Source organism: Pseudomonas sp. OG7 (assembly GCF_014192825.1).
Taxonomy (GTDB): Bacteria; Pseudomonadota; Gammaproteobacteria; order Pseudomonadales; family Pseudomonadaceae; genus Aquipseudomonas; species Aquipseudomonas monteilii.
Window position 1 is genome coordinate 264,933 of record NZ_JACHYK010000004.1, and the last position, 13,131, is coordinate 278,063.

Below are 13,131 nucleotides of genomic sequence, written 5' to 3' on the forward strand. Positions count from 1 at the left end.
ACCCGGCCTCGGCCGGGTTTTTTTGTGCCTGTGATTTACACGGTCACGTGCAGGCGTACATCCACATTGCCGCGGGTAGCGTTGGAGTACGGGCACACCTTGTGCGCTTTTTCCACCAGCCCTTCGGCATCGGCCTGGGCCAGGCCCGGCAGGTTGATGTGCAGGTCGATGTCCAGGCCGAAACCGCCCGGGATCTGGCCGATGCCCACCTTGGCGGTGATCGAGGCATCGGCCGGCAGGGCTTTTTTCTCTTGCCCGGCTACAAATTTGAGGGCGCCGATGAAGCAGGCCGAGTAACCGGCGGCGAACATCTGCTCTGGGTTGGTGCCGTCACCGCCGGCGCCGCCCAGTTCCTTGGGGGTGCTCAGGCTGACGACCAGCTTGCCGTCGCTGGACTTGGATTTGCCGTCGCGCCCACCGGTGGAGGTAGCTTCTGCGATGTACAGCGGAGTGACCTTTTGCATCTTGAGCCTCGCTAATGTGCTGTGCGCTTCCTGTTCGGGGGAGGGCGCGGGTTGGTGTGGGATTTAATTTAGCGTGCAATTAGTTAGCGCGCAAGATAAATCGTCACCGCTCATCCGAACGGCCATTGCACAGCATAGCTTTCAGAGGTTTTTCTGCAGGTTCTCGCGCAGGTTCAGCAGGTCGGCCTGCAGTTGTTGCAGCTGCGCCAGGCTGTACCCACTGGCCTTGAGGATGCACTGAGGCACCTCTTTGGCCTGCTGCTGCAAGGCGCGGCCCTTGTCGGTCAGTTGCACCATTACTACCCGTTCATCTTCGCGGCTGCGGTTGCGTTGCAACAGGCCTTCGCTTTCAAGGCGCTTTAGCAGCGGGGTCAGTGAGCCCGGGTCGGTGAGCAGGTGCTGGCTGATCTCGCCCACGGTCAGGCCGTCGCGCTCCCACAGCACGAGCATGGCCAGGTACTGTGGGTAGGTCAGGCCCAAGGCCTGCAGCAGCGGTTTGTAGACCTTGGTCATCAGCAACGAGGTGGAGTGCAGGGCAAAGCAGACCTGGTTGTCCAGCAGCAGCTCGTCACAGGAGGCTTGGGTGTCGGCGTTCATGCAGGTCCTTGAAGGCAATAATGGGGAATTCTGGCTCGCTGATCGTTAGTGCGCGCATTACTCGTGCAGTTCACTGCGCAAGGCCAGGTCCCAGGGTGGAACCGGGCTGAAGCGGCTCTTGAGGAATTCGAGCAGCAAACGGCTGCGAGAGTTCGTTTTGTGTTCCAGGCGTAGCGCGTAAATACCGCTGGTTTCGGCTTCGGGCAGGCCGCCATCGCAAAACAACGGGACCAGTTCGCCGCGCAAAAGGTACTCGCTGATCAGCCAGGTGGGCAGGTGGGCAACACCCAGGCCGGCGAGGGCGCCGAACAGCAGGGTTTCGGCATTGTTGGCGGCCATGCGCATGCGCGCGGGGCGATACAGGCGGGTTTGCCCGGCTACGTTGAAGCGCCAGGCGAACGGCGGTGCCAAGCCGTCCCAGTCCAGGCCGTCGTGCCCGGGCAGTTCGCTGGGGCAGGTAGGGATGCCTCGGTTGGCCAGATAAGCCGGGCTGGCGCACGCGATGCGTACCATGTAGGCCAGCGGCGTAGCGACCAGGCGGGTGTCGGCCAGGGGGCCGGCGCGCAGTACCAGGTCGACCTCGCCCAGGTGGCTGCCATGCAGGTCGACGAAGCTGTCGATCAGGCGCAACTGCACGTCCAGGCCAGGGTAAGCCACCAGGAAATCGGCGATGGCCGGGGCCAGGTGGCGGCGGCCGAACGCGGCGGGTGCATCGATGCGGATCAGCCCTTCCGGGGCGTTGCTCAGCGATACCGCCTCGGCCCGGGCCAGGCGCAGTTCCTCGATGATGCGCCTGGCCCGTTCGGCAAACGCATTGCCCGCAGGGGTGGCACGCACGGCGTGGGTGCTGCGGGTGAACAGGCGGCTGCCCACGGCGGTTTCCAGGTTGTCGATGCGCCGGGCCACGGCAGACGGGGTCAGCGGATGGCGGCGGGCGGCGGCTGAAAAGCTGCCGGTCTCCAGCACATCGAGGAACAGGGTCAGTTGGTCGGTGAGGGCATCGGGGCTCATGGTTGCCTTGCTTTTGCGAAATGCGCACAGCCATTGTGCGCTGCTGTGCGTTTCCCTGCCAGCCCGCAATCGTTAGCATGCTCGCAATATCTGTACAGGCGGACGAGGCCCTGATGATCGAGTGGTTGTTGTATATCGTGCTGGGCGCTGCCCTGGGCACCATGGGCGGGCTGTTCGGCATTGGCGGCGGGCTGATCGCGATTCCGGCGCTGGGCGTGCTGTTCGGCCTGGACCAGCAACTGGCGCAGGGTACGGCGCTGGTGATGGTGGTGCCGAACGTGTTGCTGGCGCTGTGGCGGTACCACCAGCGCAACCGCATCGAACTGCGCCATGCCGTGCCGCTGTCGGCGTGCAGCTTCCTGTTTGCCTGGCTGGGGTCGATCTGGGCAGTGGGGCTGGATGCGCATTCCATGCGCCTGGGTTTTGTTGGCTTTCTGGTAGCGCTGGCGGTGTGGAACGTGGCCCGGATGTTCATGAAAGTGTCACCGCCGAGTGCCGAACTGCGCTATGCCTGGCCGTGGCTGGGCGTGCTGGGCAGTTTTGCCGGCACCATGGGCGGGTTGTTCGGGGTGGGGGGGGCCGTGGTGGCTACGCCAATCCTGACCAGTGTGTTTGGCACCACCCAGGTGGTGGCGCAGGGGTTGTCGCTGGCGTTGGCGGCGCCGAGCACCTTGGTGACGTTGGTTACGTATGGCGTGCACCATAGCGTTGACTGGGGCGTGGGGCTTCCACTGGCGGTGGGCGGTTTGCTCAGCATCAGCTGGGGGGTGAAGTTGGCCCATGCGCTGCCCGAGAAGGTATTGCGGGCGATGTTCTGTGTGTTTTTGGTGGTGTGTGCGGTGATGCTCGGGTTTGAACTTTGAGATTGTGGGGCCGCAAAACGGCCCCCAATTACTTGAACCCTTCAACGATGTAGTCGGCCATGCAGTCGGTGATGGGTGACTGGGTCTGGGTGTTGCGCAACAGCATCACATTGGCCATGGGCAACTGCGGCAGCCCGTCCTGTTCGCCCAGGATGCGGATGTTTCCGCCAATCAGACTCTGTAATTGCGCCGTCACCGCCAAGCCTGCCGTGACAATGGCAAAGATCGCCGCCAGGCTGGGGCTGGTATAGGCAATGCGGTAGTCGATGCCCTGTGCTTCCAGTGCATTGCACGTCCAGGCCCGGCAGAAACAGTCGGTATTGAACAGCGCCACTGGCATCGGCCGCTGCTCTTGCGGGCAAAAGCCTTCGGCGGCGGCCCACACCAGGCGTTCCTGGCGCAACAACTGGCCAACCTCGTTGCCCGGCTCGCGCGTGACGATGGTAAGGTCCAGGTCCTGGCGCAGCATCAGCTGTTTGGACGAGTCGCAATGCACTTCTACCTGTACCAGAGGGTAGGCCTGGGCAAAGCTCGACAGAATGGTCGGCAAAAAGCGCATGGCGTAGTCGTCTGGCGTGCCGATACGCACCAGCCCGACCATGTGCGGCATGCGCAAGGTATTGAACACCTCGCCATGCAGCTTGAGGATGCGCCGGGCATAGCCCAGCAACACCTGGCCTTCAGCGGTGAGCCTGACCTGGCGGCCGTCACGCTCGAACAGCTGGCGCTGCAGAATGTCTTCTTCCAGGCGTTTCATCTGCATGCTCACCGCCGACTGGGTGCGGTTGACCACTTCGCCAGCGCGCGTGAAACCGCCTTGCTCGGCGATGGCGACGAAGGTGCGCAGCACGTCCGCATCGAGGCTCTGGTACTGGGACATTGCATCAATCTCCGAGATGCATGGCATCAGAAACATTCGTTGGATTGATCTTAAGCCCGGCGCGAGACTGAGGCCATCCAACACGGAGGGCTTCACGATGAAAGGTCATGTCAGCAGCATCCAGCAACCTGCTTTCTCCCTGAACCATCTGTGGCATGCGGCCCTGCAGCGGCCGGTGCGCTGGCTGGAGTTGTACCGCCAGCGGCGAGAACTGGCCGCCCTCAGCGATGCTACCTTGCATGACCTGGGGCTGAGCCGGGCGGATGTCCAGCAAGAGGCCGAGCGGCCTTTCTGGGATGATCCGTTGAGAAAGTGAGTTTGCGCTGGGGTGCTTGTCTTTAGCTTTTCAGCGCCTGTGAGATCGAGCGCCGCGCGGGCGGCGCTCGATCTCACAGGCGGCACAAACCCCAAGGCATGCGCCCCAGCCTCACCGCCGTACTTGCTTCAACGTCTCGGCGATCAGGAACGCCAGCTCCAGCGACTGATCGGCATTCATCCGTGGGTCACAATGGGTGTGATAGCGGTCAGACAACGCATCTTCAGTGATCGGCCGGGCGCCGCCGATGCATTCGGTGACGTTCTGCCCGGTCATCTCGATATGAATGCCGCCGGCATGGCTGCCCTCGGCCTGGTGTACCTGGAAGAACTGCTTCACTTCATCCAGGATCTGCGCAAAGTCGCGGGTCTTGTAGCCGGTGCTGGCCTTGATGGTATTGCCGTGCATCGGGTCCGAGCTCCACAGCACCTTTCGCCCCTCGCGTTCGACGGTGCGGATCAGCCCCGGCAGGTGGTCGCCAACCTTGCTCGCACCCATGCGCACGATCAGGTTCAGGCGCCCGGGGTCATTGGCCGGGTTGAGCGTGTCGATCAGGCGTATCAGCTCTTCAGGGTTCATGCTGGGGCCGACCTTGACCCCGATCGGGTTGTGCACCCCACGCAGGAACTCCACATGGGCACCGTCCAGTTGGCGGGTGCGGTCGCCGATCCACAGCATGTGCGCCGAGCAGTCGTAGTAGTCGCCGGTCAGGCTGTCCTGGCGCACGAAGGCTTCTTCATAGTTCAGCAGCAGTGCTTCGTGGGCAGTGAAGAAGCTGGTTTCACGCAGTTGCGGCGCGCTGTCCAGGCCACAGGCGCGCATGAACGCCAGGGTTTCGTCAATGCGGTTGGCCAGCTGATGGTACTTGTCGGCCAGCGCCGAGTTGGCAATGAAGTCCAGGTTCCACTTGTGCACCTGGTGCAGGTCGGCAAAGCCGCCCTGGGCAAAGGCGCGCAGCAGGTTGAGGCTGGCGGTGGCCTGGTGGTAGGCCTGCAGCAGGCGATCCGGGTCGGGGATGCGGCTCTTGGCATCGAAACCGATGCCGTTGACGATGTCGCCACGGTAGGCGGGCAGGGTGATGTCGCCGATGGTTTCATCGCCCGAGGAGCGTGGCTTGGCAAACTGGCCGGCCATGCGGCCTACCTTGACCACCGGGCAGCCGGCGGCAAAGGTCATCACGATTGCCATTTGCAGCAGCACCTTGAAGGTGTCGCGGATTTTCGCCGCCGAGAACTCGGCGAAGCTCTCGGCGCAGTCGCCCCCCTGCAGCAAGAAGGCGCGCCCTTCGGTCACCTCGGCAAACTGGCGGCGCAGCTCGCGGGCCTCGCCCGCGAACACCAGCGGCGGGTAGCTGGCCAGGGTTTGTTCAACCTTCAGCAAGTGCGCGGCGTCGGGGTAGGTCGGTTGCTGCTGGATCGGCAGGGCGCGCCAGCTGTCAGGGCTCCACGGTTGGTTCATCTCGGGCTCGGTCTTGTCGGTTGTAGGCTATGGGCCATGGTAACAGTTGGCGCTGCGCTTGTTGCATCGAGGGTGTTGACGGACAATGCGCGTTTTTGCGCGGGCGGGTGGTAAGCATGACGGCGGAACGGGAAGAGCGGCTACTGGCACGGGTAGAGGACGCGTTTGGCGTCATCAGCGTGTACGAAGTAGACGACTACCGCTTTCTGGAATTCGGCGATGCCATCGAGCAAAGCTGTGTGTTCACGGCCGACCCGAGTTGGCTGGAGTACGACTACACACGCGCCATGCTGGTGGGGGCGCTGTGCCACGAGCAGCCCGAGAGTGCGCTGTTTCTTGGCCTGGGGGCCGGCACGCTGACTCAGGCCTGCATGAAGTTCCTGCCGCTGGAAGATATCGAAGCCATCGAACTGCGCCCGGACGTGCCACGCCTGGCCATGGAGTACCTGGGGCTGGATGACGACCCTCGGCTGTATGTGCGTATCGGCGATGCCCTGGAGTTGCTGCCCTCGGCGGAGAAGGCCGACCTGCTGTTCGTCGACCTGTACACCGACCACGGGCCGGGCGTGGGGCACCTGGCGTGGAACTTCCTGGAGAACTGCCAGCAGCAGTTGAACCCGGGCGGTTGGCTGGTGATCAACCAGTGGGCCACCGATGACGGCAAGCCGCTGGGTGCGGCGTTGCTGCGTGGGTTGTACCACCGGCATTACTGGGAGCTGCCGGTGAAGGAAGGCAATGTGATTTTGCTGGTGCCGGCTGATCTGGAACAATCGCTGGACCTGGAAGGCTTGCGGGCGCGTGCCGAAGCGCTGGCACCGCGGTTGGGGTATAGCCTTGAGGGGTTGATCCGCGAGATTCGGCCGGCTACCTGAATGCCTGGCACGGTCAGTGTAGGAGCGGCCGCGTCAGCCTTGAAAGAATTATCGATTCAGCTTGATGCCATTGATGGCCCGACAATGGCCTTTCACCGCGAAAATATTCCTCACGTCCCCGCACGATTTCGGGTATAGTACGCGCCGGTCTTTTAGCGGACCTCAAAATCAGGTGGTGCAAATCCTCCGAGTCCAGCTTCGGCTGCACGTCCGCTAGGCGGACCTTCCCACGTTTTCTTTTTCAATCGTTTTCGCAAATCCCCGCCGCCAAAGCTGCCTGGGTGACCTGACGGTCTTTCAAGGCATGTGCAGCTTTGGAGCATGGGTCTTTGCGGATGCACCTAGAGGCAGACCCATGACCCAGGAAACCGGCGGCTTCGCCGCTCTCGATCTTAATCCGAATATTGTTGCTGCCGTTCTGGCGACCGGCTACGAAGAGCCGTCCGCCATTCAGCAACAATCGATCCCGATCATCCTCGCCGGTCACGACATGATCGGCCAGGCGCAGACGGGCACCGGCAAGACCGCTGCCTTCGCCCTGCCGATCCTCAACAAGATCGATGTAAGCAAGCGCGAACCGCAAGCCCTGATCCTGGCGCCAACCCGTGAGTTGGCGCTGCAAGTTGCTACCGCTTTCGAAACCTACGCCAAGCAGATGCCAGGCGTGAACGTGGTTGCCGTGTACGGTGGTGCCCCGATGGGCCCACAGCTGCGTGCAATCCGCAACGGCGCGCAAATCGTGGTGGCCACCCCGGGCCGCCTGTGCGACCACCTGCGTCGTGACGAAAAAGTCCTGTCGACCGTGCAGTACCTGGTGCTGGACGAAGCCGACGAGATGCTGAAGCTGGGCTTCATGGACGACCTCGAAGTGATCTTCGACGCAATCCCGGCTACCCGTCAGACCGTGCTGTTCTCCGCAACCCTGCCTTCGTCGATCCGTTCGATCGCCGAGCGCCACCTGCGTGAGCCCAAGCACGTCAAGATCCAGAGCAAGACCCAGACCGTTACCGCGATCGAGCAGGCTCACCTGATGGTCCACGCCGACCAGAAGATCCCGGCTGTGCTGCGTCTGCTGGAAGTGGAAGAGTTCGACGCGCTGATCGCCTTCGTGCGCACCAAGCAAGCCACCCTGGACCTGGCCGCCGCGCTGGAAGCCAAGGGCTACAAGGCTGCCGCGCTGAACGGCGACATCGCCCAGAACCAGCGTGAGCGCGTGATCGACTCGCTCAAGGATGGCCGCCTGGACATCGTCGTCGCCACCGACGTCGCCGCCCGTGGCCTGGACGTACCGCGCATCACTCACGTATTCAACGTTGACATGCCGTACGACCCGGAGTCCTACGTACACCGTATCGGCCGTACCGGCCGTGCCGGTCGCGATGGCCGTGCGCTGCTGCTGGTCACCCCGCGTGAGCGCCGCATGCTGCAGGTGATCGAGCGTGTTACCGGTCAGAAGGTAGCCGAAGCCCGCCTGCCGAATGCCCAGGCCGTGCTGGATGCCCGCATCAAGAAGCTGACTTCGAGCCTGGCGCCGCTGGTTGCCGAAGCCGAAGCCACCCACGGCGACCTGTTCGACCGCCTGACCACCGACCTGGGTTGCAGTGCCCGTGCCCTGGCTTCGGCCCTGCTGCGCAAGGCCACCAATGGCCAGGCGCTGGACCTGGCAGCGGTAGAGCGTGAGCAGCCGCTGGTGCCTAGCTTTGCCCCGCGTGGCGAGCGTACCGAGCGCGGTGAGCGTGGCGAGCGCCCAGACCGTGGCGACCGTGAGCGCCGTGCGCCGATGCCGCTGGCCGAAGGCCGTGTGCGTTGCCGTACTGCCCTGGGTGCCCGTGACGGCATCGCTGCCAAGAACCTGCTGGGTGCGATCCTCAACGAAGGTGGCCTGGCCCGTGACGCCATCGGTCGTATTCAGGTGCGCGACAGCTTCAGCCTGGTCGAGCTGCCGGAAGATGGCCTGGAGAAGCTGCTGTCCAAGCTCAAGGACACCCGCGTGGCTGGCAAGCAGCTGAAGCTGCGTCGCTACCGCGAGGATTGATCCAGGCGCAATGAAAAAATCCCCGGCCTTGGCTGGGGATTTTTTTTGCCTGTACCGGCCCTTTCGCGGGTGAACCCGCGAAGAGGCCCGTCAGTCGAACCGATAAATGTCCATCCCCAGCGCCCCCAAGGTGAACCCTTGGTGCACCACCCCGAACTTGCTCCCAGCCCCAAGGGTAAAGAACAGCGGCAGCAAATGCTCATCACTGGGATGGTTGCGCACCGCATACGGCGCCTGCTGCCGGTAATCCAGCAGCGCCGCCCGGTCATCCGCCTGCAACCGCTCCACCACCCAGTCCCTGAACGCCAGTGCCCAAGGCTCGATCACATCCGGCCCGGCGTGCCAGTCCAGCTCGCCCAGGTTATGGGTGATACTGCCCGAGCCAATCAGCAGAATACCTTCACGGCGCAGCCCCGCCAGCGCCTGGCCCACCTTCAATTGCAGCACCGGCCCCATGCGGCTGGGCAGCGATACTTGCACCACCGGAATGCTCGCATCCGGGTACATCAGCGACAGCGGCACCCAGGCGCCGTGGTCGAACGGCCGCTGCGCATCCAGCCGGGCCGGCAGGCCGGCGTTCGTGAGCCGTTCGCTTACCTTGGCAGCCAGCGCAGGCTCGCCCGGCGCCGGGTACTGCACGGCGTACAACGCCGGCGGGAAGCCGTAGAAGTCATGCCAGGTTTCGGGTTGCGCGCTGCTGGTCACCAGCAGTTCAGGGCTTTCCCAGTGCGCCGACACCACCACGATGGCCTTCGGCCTTGGCAGGCTGTTGGCCAGCCCGGCCAGGGCCGGCCCGCTGGCACCCGGGTGCAGGGCGAGCATGGGGGAACCATGGGAGATGAACAGGCTGGGCAGCATGGCGAGGTCCTGAGGGTTAAGATGCACTCATCTTCGATCAGAAACTGATCGATATCCATCGCAAGTTTTACGCGTTTTCTATCGGTTTACTCGATAAACAAGGAGCAACCATGGAGCCAGCGTTCTGGCAAAAACGGTGGGCCGACAACCAGATCGGCTTCCACCAGGGGCAGGTCAATCCGTACCTGCAAGCGCACTGGCCAGCACTGGGCCTGGCGCCAGGCAGCCGCGTGCTGGTGCCGCTATGCGGCAAAAGCCTGGACCTGGCCTGGCTGGCGGGGCAGGGGTACCACGTGCTGGGCGTGGAACTGTCGCGGCGGGCGGTGGAGGGCTTCTTCCATGAGCATGGGCTTGAACCCGAGGTGCGTCAGCAAGGCGCATTCGAGGTATGGCGCCAGGGTGACATCGAACTGTGGTGTGGCGATTTCTTCGCGTTGCGCGCGCAGGACATTGTCGAGTGCGTGGGGTTTTATGATCGGGCGGCGTTGATTGCGCTGCCGCCGCAGATGCGTGCGAAGTACATGGAGGCTTTGTCTGCATCGTTGCCGGTGAGCTGTCGGGGGCTGCTGGTGACGCTGGATTATGACCAGGCGCTGCTGGACGGGCCGCCGTTTTCGGTGGGGGATGAAGAGGTGCGGCAGGGGTTGGTCGGGTGGCAGGTGGATGAGCTGGAAGTTGTGGAGCTTATTCAGGAAAGCCCGAAGTTTTCGCAGGCCGGGGCTTCCAGTCTGTTGGAGCGGGTGTATCGGGTCCGCCGATGACGCACGCATGAAAAAGGGCGACCAAAGTCGCCCTTTTTGCATTGCCAAGTGGATCAACCGCGACGGCGCAGGGCCTCGATACGGTCTTCCAGCGGCGGGTGGCTCATCAGCAGCCCGGCCAGGCCGTGCTTCAGGCCGCCGTTGATGCCGAAGGCCTTCATGGTGTCAGGCATGTGCACCGGCAGACCTTGCTCTACGCGCAGGCGCTGCAGGGCGCCGATCATCGCTGCGGTACCGGCCAGCTGCGCACCGGCCTCGTCGGCGCGGTATTCGCGGCGGCGCGAGAACCACATCACGATCATGCTGGCCAGGATGCCCAGGATCAGCTCAGCAACGATGGTTGCCACGTAGTAGGCAATGCCTTGGCCTTCTTCGTTCTTGAAAATGACCTTGTCGACGAAGTTGCCGATGATGCGTGCGAAGAACATCACGAAGGTGTTCACCACGCCCTGCACCAGCGCCAGGGTGACCATGTCGCCGTTGGCCACGTGGCCGATTTCGTGGGCCAACACCGCACGCACTTCATCGGGCGAGAAACGCTCCAGCAGGCCCTGGGACACGGCCACCAGCGCGTCGTTGCGGTTCCAGCCGGTGGCGAAGGCGTTGGCCTCGTACGCCGGGAAAATACCCACCTCGGGCATTTTGATGCCCGCTTCACGGGACAGCTCTTCGACCGTTTGCAGCAGCCACTGCTCGTGGCGGGTGCGCGGCTGGCTGATGATCTGGGTGCCGGTGCTCATCTTCGCCATCCACTTGGAGATGAAGAGCGAGACCAGGGAGCCGGCAAAGCCGAACACGGCGCAGAACACCAGCAGGCTGCTGAGGTTCAGGTCGACCCCGTTGGCGGCCATGAACCCGTTGAATCCGAACAGGCTCAGGGTAATGCTTGCAACCAGCACCACCGCGAGGTTGGTGGCCACAAACAACAGAATGCGCATCATGGTTGTTACGTTCTCCTGACGGATGAATTGTCGCTTACTGCGGGGTATATAAGGGGCCTGCCGCGCCGATTCAATCGGGCGACTATTTCAAACTGTGTACGGCGGAGTATGGCAGAGGATGGCGCGGGGGCTGTGGGATAGAGCGTTGCAGGATGTAAGAAACATCCTGTGAGATTGCAAGGGGCTGCTGTGCAGCCCATCGCCGGCAAGCCAGCTCCCACAGGATTGGCGCAGATTTCAAACCTTGTGTGTACCTGTGGGAGCGGGCTTGCCCGCGAAGAGGCCATCACTTATTGCGAATAAGTCCGCAGGAAATTCCCGATCCGGCCAATCGCCGCTTCCAGGTCATCCACGCGCGGCAAGGTCACCACGCGGAAGTGGTCCGGCCACGGCCAGTTGAACGCCGTACCCTGCACGATCAGCAGCTTTTCCGACAGCAGCAGGTCAAGCGCGAACTTCTCGTCGTTGAGAATCGGGCACACTTTCGGGTCGATACGCGGGAACGCATACAGCGCACCCATCGGCTTCACGCAGCTCACGCCCGGGATGTCGTTGAGCAGTTCATAGGTGCGGTTGCGCTGCTCCAGCAAACGGCCTGGCGGCAGCACCAGGTCGTTGATGCTCTGGTAACCGCCCAGCGCGGTCTGGATGGCATGCTGGGCCGGCACGTTGGCGCACAGGCGCATGTTGGCCAGCATGTCGATGCCTTCGATGTAGCTTTGTGCGTGGTGCTTGGGCCCGGAGATGATCAGCCAGCCAGAACGGAAGCCCGCCACCCGGTACGACTTGGACAGGCCGTTGAAGGTCAGGCACAGCAGGTCGGGGGCCAGCGAGGCGGTGCTGATGTGCACGGCTTCGTCGTACAGGATCTTGTCGTAGATCTCGTCGGAGAACACCACCAGGTTGTGCTGGCGGGCCAGCTCCAGCATGCCCTGCAGCAGCGCTTTGGAGTACACCGCGCCGGTCGGGTTGTTCGGGTTGATGATCACCAGGGCCTTGGTGTTCGGGGTGATCTTGGCCTTGATGTCTTCAAGGTCGGGGAACCAGTCGGCCTGCTCGTCGCACAGGTAGTGCACCGGCTTGCCGCCGGCCAGGCTCACGGCGGCGGTCCACAGCGGGTAGTCGGGGGCCGGGATCAGCACTTCGTCGCCGTTGTTCAGCAGCGCCTGCATCGACATGACGATCAGCTCGGACACGCCGTTACCGAGGTAGATGTCCTCGATGGTGACGCCTTCGATTTCCTTTTGCTGGCAGTACTGCATCACCGCCTTGCGCGCGCTGAACAGGCCTTTGGAGTCGCTGTAGCCTTGCGCGGTGGGCAGGTTGCGGATGACATCCTGAAGGATTTCATCGGGCGCCTCGAAGCCAAACGGCGCTGGGTTGCCGATGTTCAGCTTGAGGATGCGGTGGCCTTCCTCTTCCAGGCGTTTGGCGTGCTTGAGCACTGGGCCGCGAATGTCGTAGCAGACATTGGCGAGCTTGTTCGATTTGCTGAACTGCATGATGGGATCCCGATATGAGAAAACACGCCACCCACGCCGAAAGGTTTGAAACGGCAGGAAGCGGGTGCCAGACTGAACGCCTGGCACACGAAGCCAACTAATATACGTGCCACCCGCGCCCCGGAAAAGACGGTGCGGGGTGAAATTCAGCCTGCCGAGGTTCCTGCATGAAAAAGATTGAAAAAACCCTGGATGAATGGCGCTCGATGCTTGACCCCGAGCAGTACCAGGTATGCCGCCTCAAGGGCACCGAGCGGCCGTTCAGCGGCAAGTACAACAGCGAGCGCCGCGATGGCATCTACCATTGCATCTGCTGCGGCCTGGCGTTGTTCGATGCGCAGACCAAGTTCGATTCCGGCTGCGGTTGGCCAAGCTTCTACGCGCCGATCGAGGACAGCGCGATGATCGAGATCCGTGACACCTCCCACGGCATGATCCGCACCGAAGTTACCTGTGCCCGCTGCGACGCGCACCTGGGCCATGTGTTCCCCGATGGCCCGCCACCGACCGGCCTGCGCTACTGCATCAACTCGGTGTGTATCGACTTGCGCCCACGCGACTGACCGGAGCCCG

13 protein-coding genes and 1 pseudogene are annotated in these 13,131 nt (G+C 63.1%); 6 read left to right on the top strand and 8 right to left on the bottom strand.

The window, feature by feature from the left end:
* Positions 1–35: 35 nt before the first annotated feature.
* The 3 genes from FHW75_RS12010 to FHW75_RS12020 form a co-directional block, all read right to left on the bottom strand.
* Complete coding sequence (locus FHW75_RS12010; protein WP_012271110.1) at positions 36–464, bottom strand: organic hydroperoxide resistance protein; 429 nt, start codon at positions 462–464, stop codon at positions 36–38.
* Between the two features lie 141 nt (positions 465–605).
* Positions 606–1,061: a MarR family winged helix-turn-helix transcriptional regulator gene (locus FHW75_RS12015; protein ID WP_016715092.1), complete on the bottom strand. Its 456-nt coding sequence runs from the start codon at positions 1,059–1,061 to the stop codon at positions 606–608.
* A gap of 57 nt (positions 1,062–1,118) precedes the next feature.
* Positions 1,119–2,072, bottom strand: coding sequence for a LysR family transcriptional regulator (locus FHW75_RS12020; RefSeq protein WP_025754762.1), 954 nt, complete (start codon positions 2,070–2,072; stop codon positions 1,119–1,121).
* A 113-nt stretch (positions 2,073–2,185) separates the two neighbouring features.
* Here FHW75_RS12020 and FHW75_RS12025 point away from each other — a divergent pair, with 113 nt between their 5' ends.
* Positions 2,186–2,935 (top strand): sulfite exporter TauE/SafE family protein, encoded by a 750-nt coding sequence (locus tag FHW75_RS12025; RefSeq protein ID WP_025754763.1) that lies wholly within the window; start codon positions 2,186–2,188, stop codon positions 2,933–2,935.
* A 28-nt stretch (positions 2,936–2,963) separates the two neighbouring features.
* On the opposite strand, the gene FHW75_RS12030 is transcribed toward FHW75_RS12025, so the two are convergent.
* Positions 2,964–3,815, bottom strand: a complete 852-nt coding sequence (locus FHW75_RS12030; RefSeq protein WP_025754764.1) for a LysR substrate-binding domain-containing protein — start codon at positions 3,813–3,815, stop codon at positions 2,964–2,966.
* A 97-nt stretch (positions 3,816–3,912) separates the two neighbouring features.
* Here FHW75_RS12030 and FHW75_RS12035 point away from each other — a divergent pair, with 97 nt between their 5' ends.
* Complete coding sequence (locus FHW75_RS12035; RefSeq protein ID WP_019099444.1) at positions 3,913–4,131, top strand: DUF1127 domain-containing protein; 219 nt, start codon at positions 3,913–3,915, stop codon at positions 4,129–4,131.
* Positions 4,132–4,242: 111 nt separating this feature from the next.
* On the opposite strand, the gene FHW75_RS12040 is transcribed toward FHW75_RS12035, so the two are convergent.
* The gene (locus FHW75_RS12040; RefSeq protein ID WP_016715096.1) at positions 4,243–5,589 is read right to left on the bottom strand and encodes a class II 3-deoxy-7-phosphoheptulonate synthase; all 1,347 of its coding nucleotides are present in this window, start codon (positions 5,587–5,589) and stop codon (positions 4,243–4,245) included.
* A gap of 116 nt (positions 5,590–5,705) precedes the next feature.
* On the opposite strand from FHW75_RS12040, the gene FHW75_RS12045 reads away from it, so the two are divergent.
* Complete coding sequence (locus FHW75_RS12045; RefSeq protein WP_183673700.1) at positions 5,706–6,461, top strand: spermidine synthase; 756 nt, start codon at positions 5,706–5,708, stop codon at positions 6,459–6,461.
* A 321-nt stretch (positions 6,462–6,782) separates the two neighbouring features.
* A pseudogene (locus FHW75_RS12050) lies at positions 6,783–8,496 on the top strand (DEAD/DEAH box helicase).
* 90 nt (positions 8,497–8,586) lie between these two features.
* Here the strand turns inward: FHW75_RS12050 and FHW75_RS12055 are convergent.
* Positions 8,587–9,354: a class III extradiol ring-cleavage dioxygenase gene (locus FHW75_RS12055; RefSeq protein ID WP_183673702.1), complete on the bottom strand. Its 768-nt coding sequence runs from the start codon at positions 9,352–9,354 to the stop codon at positions 8,587–8,589.
* Positions 9,355–9,464: 110 nt separating this feature from the next.
* Here FHW75_RS12055 and FHW75_RS12060 point away from each other — a divergent pair, with 110 nt between their 5' ends.
* The gene (locus tag FHW75_RS12060) at positions 9,465–10,115 is read left to right on the top strand and encodes a thiopurine S-methyltransferase (RefSeq protein ID WP_019099441.1); all 651 of its coding nucleotides are present in this window, start codon (positions 9,465–9,467) and stop codon (positions 10,113–10,115) included.
* A gap of 53 nt (positions 10,116–10,168) precedes the next feature.
* Here FHW75_RS12060 and htpX read toward each other — a convergent pair whose 3' ends face one another.
* Both htpX and FHW75_RS12070 read right to left on the bottom strand, forming a co-directional pair.
* Positions 10,169–11,056 (bottom strand): protease HtpX, encoded by an 888-nt coding sequence (htpX, locus tag FHW75_RS12065; protein ID WP_016715101.1) that lies wholly within the window; start codon positions 11,054–11,056, stop codon positions 10,169–10,171.
* Between the two features lie 290 nt (positions 11,057–11,346).
* Positions 11,347–12,558 carry a pyridoxal phosphate-dependent aminotransferase gene (locus FHW75_RS12070; RefSeq protein WP_019099440.1) on the bottom strand — a complete coding sequence of 404 codons (1,212 nt, stop codon included), beginning with the start codon at positions 12,556–12,558 and terminating at the stop codon, positions 11,347–11,349.
* A gap of 167 nt (positions 12,559–12,725) precedes the next feature.
* Here FHW75_RS12070 and msrB point away from each other — a divergent pair, with 167 nt between their 5' ends.
* Positions 12,726–13,121 carry a peptide-methionine (R)-S-oxide reductase MsrB gene (gene msrB / locus FHW75_RS12075; protein WP_016715103.1) on the top strand — a complete coding sequence of 132 codons (396 nt, stop codon included), beginning with the start codon at positions 12,726–12,728 and terminating at the stop codon, positions 13,119–13,121.
* Positions 13,122–13,131 lie beyond the last annotated feature (10 nt).

Coding starts and splice junctions, on each gene's coding strand:
- FHW75_RS12010 (WP_012271110.1), bottom strand. CDS start 464: ATGCAAAAGGTCACTCCGCTGTACATCGCAGAAGCTACCTCCACCGGT.
- FHW75_RS12055 (WP_183673702.1), bottom strand. CDS start 9,354: ATGCTGCCCAGCCTGTTCATCTCCCATGGTTCCCCCATGCTCGCCCTG.
- FHW75_RS12035 (WP_019099444.1), top strand. CDS start 3,913: ATGAAAGGTCATGTCAGCAGCATCCAGCAACCTGCTTTCTCCCTGAAC.
- FHW75_RS12020 (WP_025754762.1), bottom strand. CDS start 2,072: ATGAGCCCCGATGCCCTCACCGACCAACTGACCCTGTTCCTCGATGTG.
- msrB (WP_016715103.1), top strand. CDS start 12,726: ATGAAAAAGATTGAAAAAACCCTGGATGAATGGCGCTCGATGCTTGAC.
- FHW75_RS12040 (WP_016715096.1), bottom strand. CDS start 5,589: ATGAACCAACCGTGGAGCCCTGACAGCTGGCGCGCCCTGCCGATCCAG.
- FHW75_RS12015 (WP_016715092.1), bottom strand. CDS start 1,061: ATGAACGCCGACACCCAAGCCTCCTGTGACGAGCTGCTGCTGGACAAC.
- FHW75_RS12025 (WP_025754763.1), top strand. CDS start 2,186: ATGATCGAGTGGTTGTTGTATATCGTGCTGGGCGCTGCCCTGGGCACC.
- htpX (WP_016715101.1), bottom strand. CDS start 11,056: ATGATGCGCATTCTGTTGTTTGTGGCCACCAACCTCGCGGTGGTGCTG.
- FHW75_RS12045 (WP_183673700.1), top strand. CDS start 5,706: ATGACGGCGGAACGGGAAGAGCGGCTACTGGCACGGGTAGAGGACGCG.
- FHW75_RS12030 (WP_025754764.1), bottom strand. CDS start 3,815: ATGTCCCAGTACCAGAGCCTCGATGCGGACGTGCTGCGCACCTTCGTC.
- FHW75_RS12070 (WP_019099440.1), bottom strand. CDS start 12,558: ATGCAGTTCAGCAAATCGAACAAGCTCGCCAATGTCTGCTACGACATT.
- FHW75_RS12060 (WP_019099441.1), top strand. CDS start 9,465: ATGGAGCCAGCGTTCTGGCAAAAACGGTGGGCCGACAACCAGATCGGC.